Origin of the sequence: Paenibacillus sp. FSL F4-0122 (assembly GCF_038002845.1) — a bacterium.
GTDB lineage: Bacteria > Bacillota > Bacilli > Paenibacillales > Paenibacillaceae > Paenibacillus_AQ > Paenibacillus_AQ odorifer.
The window spans coordinates 6,193,847-6,210,046 of the sequence record NZ_JBBODI010000001.1; the positions used below are offsets into that span (position 1 = coordinate 6,193,847).

At 40.0% G+C, this 16,200-nt stretch carries 16 protein-coding genes; 2 read left to right on the plus strand and 14 right to left on the minus strand.

The window, feature by feature from the left end; all coding sequences use genetic code 11:
• Positions 1 to 85: 85 nt before the first annotated feature.
• The 3 genes from MHH49_RS27055 to MHH49_RS27065 form a co-directional block, all read right to left on the minus strand.
• Positions 86 to 1,351 (minus strand): right-handed parallel beta-helix repeat-containing protein, encoded by a 1,266-nt coding sequence (locus MHH49_RS27055; RefSeq protein ID WP_445667575.1) that lies wholly within the window; start codon positions 1,349 to 1,351, stop codon positions 86 to 88.
• A gap of 491 nt (positions 1,352 to 1,842) precedes the next feature.
• Positions 1,843 to 2,016 carry a hypothetical protein gene (locus MHH49_RS27060; RefSeq protein WP_341138671.1) on the minus strand — a complete coding sequence of 58 codons (174 nt, stop codon included), beginning with the start codon at positions 2,014 to 2,016 and terminating at the stop codon, positions 1,843 to 1,845.
• A gap of 206 nt (positions 2,017 to 2,222) precedes the next feature.
• Positions 2,223 to 3,083: a DUF421 domain-containing protein gene (locus tag MHH49_RS27065; RefSeq protein ID WP_036678238.1), complete on the minus strand. Its 861-nt coding sequence runs from the start codon at positions 3,081 to 3,083 to the stop codon at positions 2,223 to 2,225.
• 208 nt (positions 3,084 to 3,291) lie between these two features.
• Between MHH49_RS27065 and MHH49_RS27070 the strand changes: the two genes are divergently transcribed.
• Complete coding sequence (locus tag MHH49_RS27070; RefSeq protein ID WP_036678243.1) at positions 3,292 to 3,498, plus strand: DUF1657 domain-containing protein; 207 nt, start codon at positions 3,292 to 3,294, stop codon at positions 3,496 to 3,498.
• Between the two features lie 37 nt (positions 3,499 to 3,535).
• On the opposite strand, the gene MHH49_RS27075 is transcribed toward MHH49_RS27070, so the two are convergent.
• The 9 genes from MHH49_RS27075 to MHH49_RS27115 form a co-directional block, all read right to left on the minus strand.
• The gene (locus MHH49_RS27075) at positions 3,536 to 5,329 is read right to left on the minus strand and encodes a sensor histidine kinase (protein WP_341138672.1); all 1,794 of its coding nucleotides are present in this window, start codon (positions 5,327 to 5,329) and stop codon (positions 3,536 to 3,538) included.
• Positions 5,330 to 5,345: 16 nt separating this feature from the next.
• A complete protein-coding gene (locus tag MHH49_RS27080; protein WP_036678246.1) occupies positions 5,346 to 6,926 on the minus strand; it encodes a response regulator in 1,581 nt (526 codons plus the stop codon).
• 172 nt (positions 6,927 to 7,098) lie between these two features.
• The gene (locus MHH49_RS27085; protein WP_170914248.1) at positions 7,099 to 8,784 is read right to left on the minus strand and encodes an extracellular solute-binding protein; all 1,686 of its coding nucleotides are present in this window, start codon (positions 8,782 to 8,784) and stop codon (positions 7,099 to 7,101) included.
• Between the two features lie 72 nt (positions 8,785 to 8,856).
• Positions 8,857 to 9,753, minus strand: a complete 897-nt coding sequence (locus MHH49_RS27090) for a carbohydrate ABC transporter permease (RefSeq protein ID WP_036678249.1) — start codon at positions 9,751 to 9,753, stop codon at positions 8,857 to 8,859.
• 29 nt (positions 9,754 to 9,782) lie between these two features.
• The gene (locus MHH49_RS27095; RefSeq protein WP_036678250.1) at positions 9,783 to 10,751 is read right to left on the minus strand and encodes an ABC transporter permease; all 969 of its coding nucleotides are present in this window, start codon (positions 10,749 to 10,751) and stop codon (positions 9,783 to 9,785) included.
• A gap of 244 nt (positions 10,752 to 10,995) precedes the next feature.
• Positions 10,996 to 12,216, minus strand: coding sequence for an FAD-dependent oxidoreductase (locus tag MHH49_RS27100; RefSeq protein ID WP_340890780.1), 1,221 nt, complete (start codon positions 12,214 to 12,216; stop codon positions 10,996 to 10,998).
• Positions 12,217 to 12,300: 84 nt separating this feature from the next.
• Positions 12,301 to 12,861, minus strand: coding sequence for a YeeE/YedE thiosulfate transporter family protein (locus MHH49_RS27105; RefSeq protein ID WP_254924522.1), 561 nt, complete (start codon positions 12,859 to 12,861; stop codon positions 12,301 to 12,303).
• Between the two features lie 22 nt (positions 12,862 to 12,883).
• Entirely contained in the window at positions 12,884 to 13,111 is a 228-nt protein-coding gene (locus MHH49_RS27110) for a sulfurtransferase TusA family protein (protein ID WP_036678256.1), read from the minus strand.
• A gap of 63 nt (positions 13,112 to 13,174) precedes the next feature.
• The gene (locus tag MHH49_RS27115) at positions 13,175 to 13,864 is read right to left on the minus strand and encodes a YeeE/YedE thiosulfate transporter family protein (protein WP_341138673.1); all 690 of its coding nucleotides are present in this window, start codon (positions 13,862 to 13,864) and stop codon (positions 13,175 to 13,177) included.
• A 173-nt stretch (positions 13,865 to 14,037) separates the two neighbouring features.
• On the opposite strand from MHH49_RS27115, the gene MHH49_RS27120 reads away from it, so the two are divergent.
• Positions 14,038 to 14,922: a LysR family transcriptional regulator gene (locus MHH49_RS27120; RefSeq protein ID WP_036678261.1), complete on the plus strand. Its 885-nt coding sequence runs from the start codon at positions 14,038 to 14,040 to the stop codon at positions 14,920 to 14,922.
• Between the two features lie 2 nt (positions 14,923 to 14,924).
• Here MHH49_RS27120 and MHH49_RS27125 read toward each other — a convergent pair whose 3' ends face one another.
• Complete coding sequence (locus MHH49_RS27125) at positions 14,925 to 15,140, minus strand: sulfurtransferase TusA family protein (RefSeq protein WP_036678264.1); 216 nt, start codon at positions 15,138 to 15,140, stop codon at positions 14,925 to 14,927.
• 134 nt (positions 15,141 to 15,274) lie between these two features.
• Positions 15,275 to 16,168 carry a PhzF family phenazine biosynthesis isomerase gene (locus MHH49_RS27130; RefSeq protein WP_076146131.1) on the minus strand — a complete coding sequence of 298 codons (894 nt, stop codon included), beginning with the start codon at positions 16,166 to 16,168 and terminating at the stop codon, positions 15,275 to 15,277.
• Positions 16,169 to 16,200 lie beyond the last annotated feature (32 nt).

A 16,200-nucleotide genomic window follows, 5' to 3' on the forward strand; every position in this document is an offset into this window, starting at 1 on the left:
GGAAGGTTTATTCTTATATCAGAGCAAAAAGGCATGAGTCCGGTATAGTACCGAACTCATGCCCATCAAACCCCTAGATTTCAAATCAAGGAAATGTAGCACCAATATTAGTTCCGCTAGGTGTTCCAGATCCGATTAGGTCGCTACCCCCAGTTAATTTGAGGAAACTGCCCAGACTAAAAGATCCATCAGCATTTCGCACCACTGAAGGCGTAAGACTTACAAAATCAGCGGCACTGGCTACCAAACCCTTGGCATTGGTACTTGCATTACTCTTCCACCACACATTAGTACTTAGAATATCGGTGCCACTTGTTTTATCGCTCGATCCTCCTGCAAAAGACAAGTTGTTCGTAAATTGGTGAGTACCGGTATCAAAAGCAAAGTTACTCTGTCCGTTACTCCAAGAAGTATTATTTGTTAACTGGATGGAACCTGGATTACTGTTGTAAGTGAATCCGTGTTTTTTATTTTGAAATGCGATGCTATTCAGTACAATGTGGTTTACTGCAATCTTTTTACCACCTAGTTTGAATCCATTCCCATCGCTGTTTGCCGTTGAATTTCCATCTGAGGTCTGTCCGTTCTTATAGGAGATACTATTCTTGATCGTCACCACTCCGATGGGGCCTGTTTCTGATTTACTGTAAAGATCCCAGCCGTCATCTGTATTCCATGCAGCTATACATTTATCAAATACGTTACCAGGACCTATAGTCAGCTTAGCAGCAAAACCATCAGCGTCTTCTCCATTATCTGGATCATAATTATCATGAGAGTATACTCCAATGATTTGATTATAGCTCGGCCATTGACTCATGCTGGTCAGAGATGAAGCATAACGGCTGATTTGCAGTCCCGAATCCCGATTATGATGGGTTTCAACATTCTCAATAATGTTATAGTTCCCGCCAATAAAGAGCCCATTGTCTCCTGAGCCTCTTATCTCTAATCCTTTTACCTTCCAGTAGTTTCCGTATATCTGCAAACCACGTTGAGCTGGGTCAAATGGCTGGGCGTAAAAATCCAGTATAGGCTTCTCAGTCCCATATGCAGCGATGTTCTTTCGTAAGTTAGAGCTTCCGCTATTATCTTGTCCAACAATTATTGTTGAAGAATACGTGTAAACCCCTCCACGCATATAGATGGTTTCCCCGGGGGCTACCTTCGTAATCGCTGAGGCCAGTGTGGTTGGACTACCAATTGTTCCTGCGTTGCTGTCCAGACCATTAGGGGCTACATAAATCGAGCCTGCAATTGGTGTTGCAGTTGGAGTGGCGGTTGGAGCTACTGTCGCAGTGGGGGTTGCGCTTGCTGTTGGAGTAGCCGTAGGAGCTACCGTTGGTGCAATTGTTGGTGCTACGGTAGGCGTAGATGTCGGAGTGCCCGTTGTGATATCGGAGACATTGATTTTGTCGAACTTCGCTGCTGTCTTATAAGCTACAAGTCCAATACCTCCTGCCGTCAAATTGTTATCGTGTGCATTTAACTGCAAAACATCATTTACATACATTTTAAGCGAATCTCCACTAAGCTCCAGCCTAACTGTATAGGCAGTTCCAGTGGTTATAGGAAAATCAGTTTTACTAGCCAGTGTTGAACTTGAACCATTCACCTTTTTTCGTATTTCAAGCGTCCCACCATTACTGTTAGACAGAGATGCAGCATAATAGTTATTTCCGTCAACATAGCGCCCGCACACATAAGTTCGATTAGTTCCATTGAAATTATCAATCTTCACATCGGCTTGAACACTGTAATCTGTCCACGTGTTGCTACCGGAGAACGAACGTCCTTCGTTTTGACTGGATTGATAATACATATGATTGCCACTCTCTTCAACTACAGACCAAGTTCCTGTTGTACTCGTCCAATTGTCGGCATTTCCATTCTCAAAATCATTGCTAAAAATATTTGCTCCTGTGCGGTAGGGTTACTCCATACCAAATTACCTAGAACCAGCGAAGTTGTAAGCGTAACCATAATTCCGAATGAAAATTTTCCTTTTAGTTTCACGTGAACATCTTCCTCCTTGTTTTTGTGATTTAAATAAAAAGCGAGGACATTCCTCCAATCCTGTGTCATCTATAACTCCAGCCTAATCTCAACTATAATTAATATTTTGAAGTTGTACAGCTACTTTGTACCCATATTATTACATTTATTTAAATTAATATAAAAAAACACCCTCGATCTCACTCGAGAGTGCCTTATCTATACCCTTAGTTTTGAATTAACGGTTTCAAAACCTTCAGTGAAGCTTGCAATTGCTCCGAACATTGTTCATACATTTTTTTAGCTTTTTCGTTATCTGTTGATAAACTGAACATCTCTAAATCAGCTTCACACTTTTTCAGCAAAGCATATAATTGTGGCTTATCCTGCGGCTGTGGGACTTTAAAGTTATCGGCATACAAATCGACTGTCAGCTCACCATAAGAATCAACTTGTCCAAGAAACACATTTTCAACAGTCAGACCCATTTTTTCAAGGGCACCATCAAGCCAGCTTCGCGTTAGATTTAGAGTATCTAATGGTTTGTCGAGCACTTTACCATCCATAATGACAACTTGTGACTCTTTCTCTGGAGCAACCTTTATACCCAATTGCTTAGGGGTTAGCGGCTGATTTTCACTCTTAAGTAAAACATTTATGGCTCCATCAGATTCCATAATCGCAAATTCCACTTCCGATATATTGAAAACGTCTTTTTTGCGTAACTCCTCCAGCAGTTCATCTGTGGTTAAACGTTCTTTTTTCATGTGATCTTCGAGAATTTTTCCGTCCTTAATTAGTACGGTAGACTTGAAATCAATAAAGTCTCTTGCTTTTTTACTCTTCATCTGAAGGTATTCGATCCCTAAAGAACAAGCTACCCATACAATCAGTGCAATGAGCCCTAAATGCCATAACTTATCCGTATCCAAAGAAATATAAGCGGCTAAGCTGCCGACAGTTATCCCCGTAATATACTCGAAGAACGAGAGCTGCGATACTTGTCTCTTTCCCAGTAATTTTGTTAAAAAGAAAAGTACAACCACAGCAAAGAGCGTTCGAACTATAACCTCCAACCACTCCGGCATTACAAATACCCTCCTTTTTGAATCAAAGCTTGTTTACTAACACTCATTATTTGTCAATAAAGCCGCATTCACTCCGGAATTCCACTACTTATTTATGGAAAATCCTCTATTACTACAAACATGAATTTCTTTCCTGCATAACGATAGATGCATTTGAGGACAATAGCAATCGTCTTGCTAATAATCCAACACAGAGGAGAGAAACTCAATGACAGTAGCCTCACAAGTAAAAACATGTTTATCTTCTTTAAAAGGTGCTCAAGCCAGTCTTGAACAATTTGCACTAGAAACACAAAACGAGAGTGCAAAAACCTTGTTCACAAACGCAGCTGAGCAAACACAACAAATCGTAACTCAAGTAGAGAACCGGGTAACCGAATTAGAGTCCGAAGAGCCTCAATATAAAGGGTTCTAATTAAAGCTAAAGGGGTCTTAGGCTAGAAAAACTAGCTTTAAGACCCCTTTTCATCATGTACAATATTTGAACGAATGCCACGCTTGCCCTTATTAGCCGGAATAAGTATCTGAACAGAAGTGCCAATTCCGACACGACTAAAAATGGTTACGCCATACTCAGATCCATATTGCAGTTTAATTCGCTGATCCACATTACGGACCCCATAACCTGTATTCGTATGGCCCTTTGGATCAAAAATTTGATCAATACGTTCCTGTCTCATGCCGATTCCATCATCAATGATGCGGAACAGAATATCATTGCCCTCTTTACGCCCAACAATGCGTAAATGAATGTGGTCACCACACCAGGCGTGCTTCAGCACGTTCTCGATAAATGGTTGTAGAATCAGTTTTATGGTCTCATAAGGCCAGATTTCTGTATCAAAATCAAACATAACTTCCAGACGATCACCGTATTTAATTTTCTGAATTTCTAAATAAGCGTTAGCCTGTTCAATTTCAGTGGGGACCGGAATCATGGTACGTCCTTCATTAAGCGTTAGGCGATAAAACTTCGCTAATTCCAGCACCATCTGCTGCAGCTTCTCATTTTGACCAAACTTGGCTAATTGAATAATAGAAGATAACGTATTATATAGGAAATGAGGATTGATTTGTGATTGTAGAATTTCAAGCTCTGCTTCCTTCTTCTGAAGCTGCGTCAAATATACTTCTTTAATCAACATATCGATATTCTCGCCCATATCATTTAACGCGGTTGCAATCTGAGAGAATTCATCCTTGCCTCGATAGGAAATACGCTTGTGAAGATCACCTTCCCGATAGGCATTCAGCACGTACACAAACTTATTAATCCGAATTGAAAAATATCGGGATATAAATATGCCGACAAAACTAAAGACAATACAACAGATGAGACACATTGAAATAATAAACAGTCGTACCTTCACTGCATCCTGTTCAAGTATTGTAATTGGAACTAGCGCGTTTAATTGCCAAGCTTGGTTAGAAACCGTAACTGTTTCACTAATCGTCAGGTAATCCTTATTAATTTCGGCTTCATTGGTATAGTGCTCTGGTAGTTCTCCCGATTGGTACATCGTTCTTCCGAACTCGTTTTTTAAAATTAGAATACTTCCTTTTCCTATCTTCGTATAATTCACACTATTGAACAGATCTGGAATGCCTACATTAATCCGCAGGAAGCCAATCTCCTTAGGCACGAGAGGGTCGTATGTATCTATTAATCTACGGAGCAACGAGATCCGATTATTTTCTACATCGCGCTCGATCTGCCACCATTTCATAGTCTCCGCGTATTTCTCGGTTGGAAAATCATAATACCAGGATTTCCCTTCAATCCGTTTCATATGGTAAAGATGATAGAAGCTACTATTATCCAGATAGCCCTCAAGTGAATTCGAATAGATCTCAGGAATGGATTCATTCTTTAAAAGTAGCGACATCCCAATCCTCATACCCGTTGATTGAATAGCTACGTCCAGCTTTGGAAGTACCTTCATAGACATCCTATCATAATTTTCCCAGCCTTCTTCATAACTTCGCAAATTCCGATAGAAATCATAATCACTATATAATTGCGTTGATATCCGAATAACTTCCCCCATTTTATAATCAATATTATCGCGAATCTGCAACAACGTACCTTTAATATTCGAACTTGTATGCTCGCGTAATGAATCATTGTACATAGAGTGAGAGACAAAACCGATCACGGATACAGGGATAATAATGAAAAAAATATAGGTCAGCATTAATTTATACCCTATCGGCACATACTTATGTTTTCTTCTTGGTTGTTTCATGCAACATCATCCCCCATCACTTCTCCCGCTTACGATACTCCATAGGTGTCATACCATAGGCTTCTTTGAATTGTCTGCTGAAGTAAGGAAGATAACGGTAACCTACCTGGCTCGCGATTTCATAGATTTTACACTTCGGATCTTTCAAAAGCTTGCCTGCTTGTTCCATTCGCAGCTGAATGAGTACTTCGCTGAACGTTTTCCCAGTTTCCTCTTTAAATAGATATCCCAAATAGTTGGGTGAGAAAGAGAACTGCTGTGCAATATCCTTTAACGTAAAATTCTCGCTCATCTTATCCTTCATCATTTGCATAATTTCTCTAATCAGTTTATTGTTCACTGACTCTGTTTTGCTTCGTAGGTACTCGGATATTTCAAACGTTTTGAGTACAAGCCAAGAGCGTATATCACTGATCGTATCGAATTGAAGCAAAATATCTAAACTATGTAACTCCATACCTAAGATTTCAAATAAATCCTCGCTAACCTCCTTCAACTGCTGATCCAGCTTCCATATAATATACATGGCTAGATTATGAATCGTAAATTTAGATCTTAGACTACTCACGGATCTGAACAGCTTATCGATCTCATCATAAATAAGGACTAACTCATATTCTTTCATCGCTTTAAAAAGCGTATCCATACGGGTATCCAACGTACGGGCATCAATCATTCCAGGTTCGCTGCTAACCGTTTCATACATAATAAGTTTGCCTTTGCCAAGAAACATCTTTCCGTCAACGGCTTCCATAGCTTGCCGATAGGAGGTGTGGACCTGTTCCATAGCAAATGTAGGCTTCCCTACACCTACGGTCATAGTGACAGGAAATTTTGTACGAATCGAGTCATAAATTTCTTCAATAAACCTCTCCATCTCCTGTTCGTTAATCAACAACGCGATTCGATAAGACGATACCTTATAGCAATGAGGCATCCCGTGCTTCTGAGCAATTGTATTCACTTCATATAGAAAGTCCTTGGACATTAGATGTTTAGTTAGATTATCCTGTTCTTGAAACCAGTTGAAATAGTCCAGCTCCAAGACCGCCACACGTATAGGCCATTCCAGCTTATCCAGACCGTAGGATTTCATAAGCTTCAACATTCCAGCTTGAGTATCCCCCTCCCATTCCCCTTCAAACAAGCGGATCAACAAATCATTTTTGGCCATAGGAATCATATGCTGATAAGCTTCTTCAACGTCACGCCGTTTACTTTCATCATCTAAATCCTGCTTAACTTTCTGAAGTGCAGCAATAAGTTCCTTGTCATCCATTGGTTTAAGGACATAGCTATACGCTTTTAGCGAAAGCGCCTGTTTCACATAACTGAAATCCTGGTAACCGCTTACAAAAATCACACGTATATCGTTTTTTTTCTCTATGGCAATCCGAGCCAGCTCTAGACCCGACATATTCGGCATATTCACATCACTAACAATAATATCAATAACATGCTGTTCTAAAATATCGCATGCGGTAAACGCGTTATTCGCTGCCTCCACGACCTGCATACCCAGTTCATTCCAAGGAATGAATTGTCTCATGCCTTCAAGATCAAGCATCTCATCGTCTACTAATAATACGTTGTACATCAACACAATCCTCCTTTGAAATGTTTTTAAACCAACCTGCTGAATTCTACTAACCAATCTTTTTCAGTATACCATTCATTCTCTTACCTAACAGCTTATAAAGCAATGAGCACTAGAAATGGGACGTAAAAACGAAGGCTCGCTAAATAGCAAACCTTCGTATTACAAATTATTATTTACCTAAAGCTTTCTTATTTTCTGTCCATACTTTTGTTACATAATCGAGGAATTTCTCATAGCCAACCTTGATAGAATCTTCATGTGCTTTATCAAGAATTGCTAATGCTTCTGCATCAGTCTTCGCATACATTGATTTTGCTCTTGCTGTTAACCAGATATCTCTGACACTTTGTCTAATAATACCTTCTTCACTGTCTGGAGCCGGATCCCAATTCAGGAACTCCGTAAAGTCACCTTGTGAAGCCCAAGTAACTTCCATCTGCCAACGGTTACTAAAGTCAATCTTGTCAGCTGGAAGGGTTTGCAACATCATTTTCTTTGTATTATCCAAGAAAACTGTATTACCTACCCATACCAAGTCACCGGCTTTTCCGCTAATTTCGGACAGAGCTTCTGGCTCATTCAGATACTTATCTTTATTAAATTTAGGAGTAAGTCCATCTGCTTCAAATCCATCCCAATAACCATCTGGTCCTGGAGGACCCCAGTTAAGAACCATAGAACCTTCTGGTCCTGTCATCCAGTCAAGCATAGCGAATACAGCCTCTGGATTTTTAGCGTTTTTAGTGATTGTAGCAACGTTCCAACCTAACTGATTGTACGTTCCTGGAGTAATCTTACTTTGATCCAAACCAGCTTTGTAAATCGGTTTAATAAACATATAACCAGCTTCTGGATCCGTCTTCTTCATCTCTTCATCAGCAGTGGCGAGCAATTTCATTGGATCAAAAGTCGCAATAACAGCAAACTTGCCATTCATCGCTTTCTCTCTAATTTGATCTTCTGTTTGTGTATTCGCATCCTGCGTCATTAGCTTCTCACGCATTAATTTAGCAGCAAATACAACAGACTCACGGAATCCTTCATCCTTGTATATCGAACCCATTTTGTCGCCATCAGGTACGGCGTATATTCTAGTATACGACAGATTATTCTCTTTAAAAGAGGAAAATAACTGGTCAATTCCGTTACCATCTCTCGCTAAGCCTGTCTCGAACGGAATAACGTCAGGGAACTTCGCCTTAACAGCATTTAAATATGCATACAAATCATCTGTCGTTTCTAGCTTAGGAGAACCAAGCTCTTTGTAAATCTTCTTATTAATAGCATAACCGGCATTTCCGTTTGGTTGAGTTGTATAATAATTCGGCAGCTGATAAATCTTCCCATCAGGGGAACGAAGTAATTCCAAATGTCCAGATGTTAGGTATTTCTTAAAGTTTGGATATTTATCAATATATTCATCTAAAGGAACTAGCATATCCGCTTGGCGAAGACGTTCTACGTCAGCACCTTTCTCGGTCCACACAATATCCGGCAGCTCGTTACCAACGATCATCGTTTGCAGCTTTTGAGCGTTATTACCACCAGAGCTAATTCCTGTGACATTAATCTTCAGATTATCTAAAATCCATTTAGAAGCAGCATCTTTGCCCCATTTCGGCATTTGATACCAGCCGTAATTTCCGTAGAATGAGACTTCAAGCGGTTCTTTCCCTAATTCATACAAATCAGCCGCGGGAGCTTCAGTTGCTGTGTTGACCGCTGTTCCTCCTTCTTTCTCTGGTTCAGCAGTTGCCGCTGGAGCGCTTGAATTGTTGCCACTACAACCCGCCACCAAAGTCGTTAATAGCAAGGTAGACATCATACCGAGAAGCATCTTTCTCTTAGTCTTCAATGTATTTTCCCCTTTCAATTTGTAATCTATGTTCAAAGCAATACGCTCTAAACCCAATCTCATTCTATCATCCTACTCTTTCAATGATCCGACCAAGACCCCTTTAACGAAGAATCTTTGTAGGAATGGATACACACATACAATCGGAATGGTTGCAACCATAATCGTAGCCATCGTTAATGACTTCGAGGTTATTTTCTTAGCCGAGTTAATATGAGCAATGGAGCTTGCATCTACATTAGACAGCTGTTCTGAAGCAATATTAGAGAACAGTATCTGTCTTAAGATGGTCTGAATCGGCATTAACTCCTCTTTCGTAATGTAAATACTCGCTACGAACCACTCATTCCAGTGATTTACTGCTGTGAATAAAGATAATGTTGCTATAACTGGCCCCGACAAAGGAAGTACGATGCGGACAAAAGTCCCCCAATACCCGCAACCGTCAATCTTTGCTGACTCCTCTAAACCTTGTGGAAGACCTTGAAAGAAGGTCCGGAATATGATCATATTCCATACGCTGACCAGTGCAGGAATAATAAACACCCAAAATGAGTTGAAGAGACCTAAACTTCTGATAAGCATGTATGACGGAATCAGTCCCCCACCGAAATACATAGTAATGATACACATAATCATGTAGTATTTGCGACCCATCAGTTCACGCTTCGACATTCCATAAGCGAATATCGAAGTGGCCAGTATCGCTGTTACTGTACCGATTACCGTCCGCAATGTAGCAATGACGAATCCACCCATTAGACGAGAATCTTCAAAAACGATCTTATAATTCTCAAGCGTGAACTCACGGACCCAGAAAGTAACTCCACCTTTCGAAGTATCCATCCCCTCATTAAAGGAAATAACAAGTGAGTTCCAAAATGGATAAAAGGCGGAAAATGCCAGTAAAGTCAAGAATACATATATGAATCCTATAAATATTCGATCTCCTATATTAATACGTTTCATAGTTTGGTCCCCCTATATTGAGTAATTCATTACCACAAGCTGTTCCCTGCTCTTCTGGCAATGAAGTTGGCAAAGGTAAGTAATGTCACGCTGATCACGGCCTTAAACAATCCGATAGCAGTCGCATAGGAGTACCTGAAATTGTCTATACCGACACGTACAACATATACATCAACTGAATCTGACACTTCTCGTAGTGCTGGATTAGAAGCTAGGATCAAAATATCTTCGAATCCTGCATTCACCAGATTTCCGATTGCCAAAATCATAAAGATGATTACAACTGGCATAATTGAAGGCAACGTAATCAAATATATCTGTTTAAACCGACTTGCACCATCCATCGAAGCCGCTTCATATAAATGCGGGTCAATACCAGCAATGGCAGCTAAATAGACGATTGAAGCAAATCCAATTTCTTTCCATACATTGGTTGTAACTAGTATGCCCCAGAAATATTCTGTCATGGAAAGGAAGTTGATCGGTTCATCAATAAATTTCAATTTCTCAAGCAGCATATTTATACTGCCGTTATCTACAGATAACATCGAGGTAACCATTGAGCCGATAACTACCCAAGATAAGAAGTGAGGCAAATATGTAACGGTCTGAATAACCCGTTTAAAGAACATCTTACGAACTTCGTTCAGCATTAACGCCAAAATAATCGGTGCAGGAAATCCAAAACAAAATTTCAGTAAGCTGATGATGATTGTATTTTTCATAACCACTTCAAATTCAGGTGCATTAAAAAAGTAAATAAAGTGCTTAAAGCCAACCCAGTCACTGCTAATAAAACTATTCCCTAACTTGTAATCCTGGAATGCAATTAGAATCCCGTACATGGGGATATAGGCAAAAATAAAAACTAGAACAAGTGCTGGTAATACCATAAGCTGTAGATCTATTTGCTTAAAAAAGCGTCTGATCCCGCTAGTTCGTTGCTTGTTGAGATTCGGTCCGGATCTCTTGTCTGGTGCGACGCTTGCGTTCGCCATAGGTGAATCCTCCTTGTGATGATTTTGAAGATATGTACAGATAATTGATGTCCTTTCTCCCTCCGCTATAGTTGCAACATTTATAAAATAATCATAAGGTTTAAGCGCTTTCAAAAATATATGACAAAACAACTATTATTGATACTTTGACACTCTCTTGCATTAGCTCGTCTCATATTCCTTAAGCTTGAATAAAAAAAGACACATACAGAGATAACATCTGCATGTGTCTTTGACTTTCTCCTTAATTAGCAAGAGTACTCAGTATTTCTTCATTTATCTTTTCAGTAATTACTTTTTGGACCTTCCCATTATCCAGATAAACAATAGAAGGAACTGAATCTATTCCTAGCTTGGCGGCAAGTCCGGGTGACTTATATACATCTACCTTTGTGACCCTGACATCCGAATGGGATTGCTCAAATCCTTCAATTAGAGGCAATAACTCCCGACAGGAAGGATCTGTGGCATTCCATAAATAAACAACAGATGCTTTGCCTTGATTCAGAATTTGATGCTCATACACCTCACATTCAGATATATACTTCTCTGCACCATACCCTGCAATGGCACCATCGCCAACAGCGGTAGCAACTTGTTTTAGAAACTTATCGCACACATCTCCTGCTGCAAAGACCCCAGGGATATTCGTTTCCATTTTCTCATTAATAAGTATATATCCATTACGATTCAAATCTACTACCCCTGATAAAACTTCTGTGTTCGGGGTGTATCCAATAAATAAGAAACATGAATCGACCTTTACGTTTTGCAGTTCATTAGATTTTAAATTTTTCAGGACGACGGATTTTAAACGTTCCTCACCTTCGAAAGAATTTACCACCGTATTCCACATGAATTCCATTTTAGGGTTTTCTAGTGCCTGCGTTTTGGCAATTTCATTACAATCCATTTTCCCATGATCATGCATGACAGATACGATCACTTTATCAGCAAACTTAGTTAGAAACATCCCTTCCTCAATAGCTGCATCACCACTGCCAACGACCATAACTGTCTTCCCCGTATTTGCCGCAGCGTCACAGGTTGCACAGAAGGAAATCCCTTTATCATATAAGAACATATCTTCATTAGCTGCACCTGTAATTCTTGGTTTTCCTCCACTGGCTATGATAATGACTTTACACTCATATCGAACCCGAAAGGTCTCCACTACTTTAATGTCTTCTGCTACCGAGACAGATTTGACATCTGTCATTTTGAAATCAACACCAAATTTTTTGGCTTGTTTATGAAATAATCCCATAAGATCTGTTCCGGTCGTTCCTTCAGGAAACCCAGGATAATTTTCTATTTCATTAGTATAAGTCGCAAGACCGCCTACCAACGATTTTTCCAAGAGGAGTGTCTTCAATTTTGCTCGTCCACAATAGATCCCTGCTGTTAATCCAGCAGCCCCGCCACCGATAATGACGACATCATACTGTTCTGTCTTCTTTTCCATTTCAATTGTCCCTCCTGTGTAGACTATGATTTCAATAAAATAGGCTGACTCTCGTCAGCACTATAAGCTCAGCCTATTTCACTTTTACATAAAGAATTTGGCTAATAATTTACTGCCTATAAATGCACCAACTAGCAGGAACAATCCAAAAATCCAACCTGAAAGCGATAAAGAAGCTATAGCCGTAAATAATGCACCTATATTACATCCATTAGCCAGTCTAGCTCCGTACCCCATGAGCAACCCACCAAGTACAGCCGCCACTACCTGCTTTTTGGACTTAATTTTCTTAAGCTTGAACTCGGAAGCAAACAAAGTCGCCGCTAATGCACCTAAGATAATCCCTACATTTCGAATGGATCCACCATCATTCAAAAATCCGGAAGATAATGTTTTTTGAGCTTTCTCCGAACTAAAGTAAGCCCAGTTATCTACATTTCCTCCTACCAATCGATAAGCCCAAGCTCCCCAGTCTGCAAAGGCGCTGGTTACTCCCCATCCTTTTGAGAAAACAGCCAGATGTGCTGTAGCGAACACAGCCAGAAGTACAGCTCCAGTTACATAAGTAAACGGTTCTTTGAGCAATTGCTTGTAAAAGCGGTTAGACGATATCTTCAACCAGAATTCGTTCACCGTTTCATTCACCGTCCTTTCCTACTCAGCGATCCTATTTTACCTTCTCAATAACAACTTCCCACTCGCCATCATCGACCTCTTCGATTTCCACATTATGTCCCTGTTTTCTCGCCCATTCTGGTACGTTTTTCATTGCGCAACTATGATCAATAGCAACAACTAAAACGTCTCCAACATTTAGTTCAGTCATCTTCTTTTCTGTTCTCATTAACGGTACCGGACAAGCTTCTCCCATGCAATCAAGTGTGAATTCAGCCATCTTAAAAACCACCTTTATATTTTTTTGATACCAATAGTGAAAATATTCACGTAATAACTTATACTAATCTGCGCTTCCCATCTTTTTCTCTTGCCATTTAACTGCAGCGATGTACAACAGAAGAATGATCAGGAACTGAACAACTAGTGCTCCAAGCCAACCAAAGACGTCTGGTAAAAATACTGTTGGTGCATCCTTTATAACGTTAGCTCTCCACCAACCCATATCATGTGATCCCCAAAGTGAACCAATGATAAAAAATACAAGCGACAGCATCTGCATTGTGAACCCTTCACCTACACGCATCAATGTACCCGAAGCGCAACCACCTGCAATAACCATGCCAATTCCAAATAATACAGCGCCAATTATCAAAGCAAAACTGATTTGACCCACATTGTCCATCCCAGGAATCGGTTTACCTTCCAGGAACGCTGGATACTTAATGGCTGTAAATCCGATCGTAGCGAGAGAAAATGCTATCAGTACAGCTCTTGTTACCGATGTGCTGCCTGTAATACATGGATCTCTAAGTGATGCAGTAAAGCAGAATCGTGATCTTTGCAAAATAACGCCAAACGAAATACCGAAAAGCAGGTAGACAACCATTTTATCGTGGGAATGGTCTAGGAAAAAACCAAACCCAATAATGAGAACTGTAACCAGCAACGCGATGAGCAACTGACTCTTTTTAGGTTTTCTAGGAGCTCTGGTTCGGGTTGATTTCGTTTCGGGACTTACGGTTTGCCCCATAGTCTAACACCTCCATCGTTTTATGTAATTGACTATGTGAAAATAGTAACATACTTATTCGAGCTGTGGTTATCTGCTTTCTTTATGCTGTATAAGTGTTACTAATGGCACAGATGGAGCGTAATCAAGTATGCTATAGTGTGCACTAACAGCGGGCAACAGGAGGAATAAGTATGAATATGGAAACGCTTAAATTATTTTTAGATATTGCTTCGTTAAAAAGTATATCTAAAGCCGCTCAGAAATCTCATATCACCCAATCCGCACTTAGTCAGCAGTTGAAATCCTGGGAGAATACCCTGGGTTCTGAGCTTTTTGTGAGAAGTAATAAAGGGGCCAGCCTTACAGAAGCAGGGATTATAGCGGAGAAGTATGCGGAGCAAATCTGTAAATTATATGATGATATGGTCACAGAAATCAATCATTTACAGCCAACACAACATGAGCTGTCTATTTATGCGATTCCAGAAGTCTGTAATTATGCCCTGCCCTGTACCTTATATGAGGTAAAAAAACATTTTCCCAATTGCCATATCACTCTAAACGAAGGGGCATCGTCACTAGTAGAGGAACGTTTGCTTCTTGAAGAAGGTGATGTTGGCTTTATTTCCGGGCCTTCCCCGAAATCTGAATTATGCTCCAATATGGTGTTTTCTGATCAAGTTATGTTAGTGGCAAGCAGTACGACCGTATGTCCTGATAAAATCACACTGAATGAGCTCCCTAAATATCCTTTAATCTGGTCCTCACAGCTTCATTGTGTGCAAAGGGCTTTGAACAACATATCTGCAGGGGAGCTTAAATTAAATATACTGTTTAATCTGGACTCCATTGAGGCGGTAAAGCTTGCTGCCATTAGAGGACATGGTGTCGCCTTCCTACCTTATATGTCCATAAAAAAAGAGTTGTATAGTAAACAACTCAAGATCATTCATATTGATCAGTTCCAGGTAAATAACGATGTCTACATGGTAAAAAAACACAATCAGCGTTGTGACAATGATACGAAACAATTAATTCGTTATATAGAAAAGACATTGATTGATACATTATGTTGAACTTATAGCTCAATCGTAATCTCCCATACCCCATTAATGACTTCTTGAATGGAACATTTTAGATTTGAACCACGACAGTAATCCGTGATAGAAACTTTCGCGCAGCTATGATCAGTAACCAGCATCACCTTTTCGCCATTTTGAATGGCTTTTTGATGTTTTTTTAACATCATTACTGGTACTGGGCAGATTTCTCCCAGACAATCAATTTCAATCATGAGGTTACCTCCATTCCATAGATCATTAAAGTTCTAATAATGACCCAGCATTATTTTCTTCACAAAAGGGGTTGATGTAACTCTTCTAACTGGGTATCACTAAGACTCCGTACACTCCAAGTGAGTATATTTTATCATTTCCCTAAATCTACCTCCCCCACAAACACCGCAGTTCCAGAAATAAACACATCCATTCTATCAGAATCTAGTCGGTACACTTCTACATTTACTTTCCCATCTCTACCGATTTCTTGTCCTTGTTCTACATCAAATTGGATTGAGTCCATGTGCGGATTAATATATTTTAAATAATAAGCCCCCATAACTCCCGATGCTGTACCTGTTACTGGATCTTCAACGGTTCCCGAAAAAGGCGATGAGAAATGTCTGGCGTGCATTAAAGCGTGCGGATCAAGCGTGTGGAGTGAAAATGGGTGTATCGATGCTTTTGGAAGCTGCGTTAAAATCTCCGGAAACAACTCATTTATCGGTTTCATTTTATTAAAGCTATCTATACTCTTAATTGGAACTAATAGAGTCCATGCGCCAGTACAGCCATAAACAATCGGCATATCCTCATCAAATTCGTCAACTGTTAAGCCTAAAGCATGGGCAAGCTTAGCTCTATCACCGTCAAATTCAATAAACTCGGGATGATCTTGCTTCATTTTTATTAGTAAGTGATTATTGTTGTCCATACTGAATTGAATGGGGAGCACACCCACGTTTGTTTCGATCTTTACCGAGCTTGCCTCTCCAAGGATACCCTTTGTCTTTAAAGCAAATAAAGAAGCCATAGTTGCATGCCCACAAAGATTGATCTCATGGCCTGGCGTAAAATACTTAAGCCTTAAATCAGCTACATCCGATGAGACTACAAAAACTGTTTCATTAAAACCGACCTTATGAGCTATCGATTGCATGTCACTTTCGCTCAAATGAGCCGCATCTAATACTACACCAGCTGGATTTCCTTTGTTCGGATAAGGAGAAAACGCATCATAATGAAGCACTTTGATGTTGTTCACTGGTACGTCTCCTTTATTAAATATTTATGAAG

Bases quoted from the DNA above. Each gene is read 5' to 3' on its own strand.
- MHH49_RS27115 (WP_341138673.1), bottom strand. From the start codon at position 13,864: ATGGGGCAAACCGTAAGTCCCGAAACGAAATCAACCCGAACCAGAGCT.
- MHH49_RS27065 (WP_036678238.1), bottom strand. From the start codon at position 3,083: ATGCCGGAGTGGTTGGAGGTTATAGTTCGAACGCTCTTTGCTGTGGTT.
- MHH49_RS27080 (WP_036678246.1), bottom strand. From the start codon at position 6,926: ATGTACAACGTATTATTAGTAGACGATGAGATGCTTGATCTTGAAGGC.
- MHH49_RS27095 (WP_036678250.1), bottom strand. From the start codon at position 10,751: ATGGCGAACGCAAGCGTCGCACCAGACAAGAGATCCGGACCGAATCTC.
- MHH49_RS27120 (WP_036678261.1), top strand. From the start codon at position 14,038: ATGAATATGGAAACGCTTAAATTATTTTTAGATATTGCTTCGTTAAAA.
- MHH49_RS27090 (WP_036678249.1), bottom strand. From the start codon at position 9,753: ATGAAACGTATTAATATAGGAGATCGAATATTTATAGGATTCATATAT.
- MHH49_RS27100 (WP_340890780.1), bottom strand. From the start codon at position 12,216: ATGGAAAAGAAGACAGAACAGTATGATGTCGTCATTATCGGTGGCGGG.
- MHH49_RS27125 (WP_036678264.1), bottom strand. From the start codon at position 15,140: ATGATTGAAATTGATTGTCTGGGAGAAATCTGCCCAGTACCAGTAATG.
- MHH49_RS27110 (WP_036678256.1), bottom strand. From the start codon at position 13,111: ATGGCTGAATTCACACTTGATTGCATGGGAGAAGCTTGTCCGGTACCG.
- MHH49_RS27070 (WP_036678243.1), top strand. From the start codon at position 3,292: ATGACAGTAGCCTCACAAGTAAAAACATGTTTATCTTCTTTAAAAGGT.
- MHH49_RS27075 (WP_341138672.1), bottom strand. From the start codon at position 5,329: ATGAAACAACCAAGAAGAAAACATAAGTATGTGCCGATAGGGTATAAA.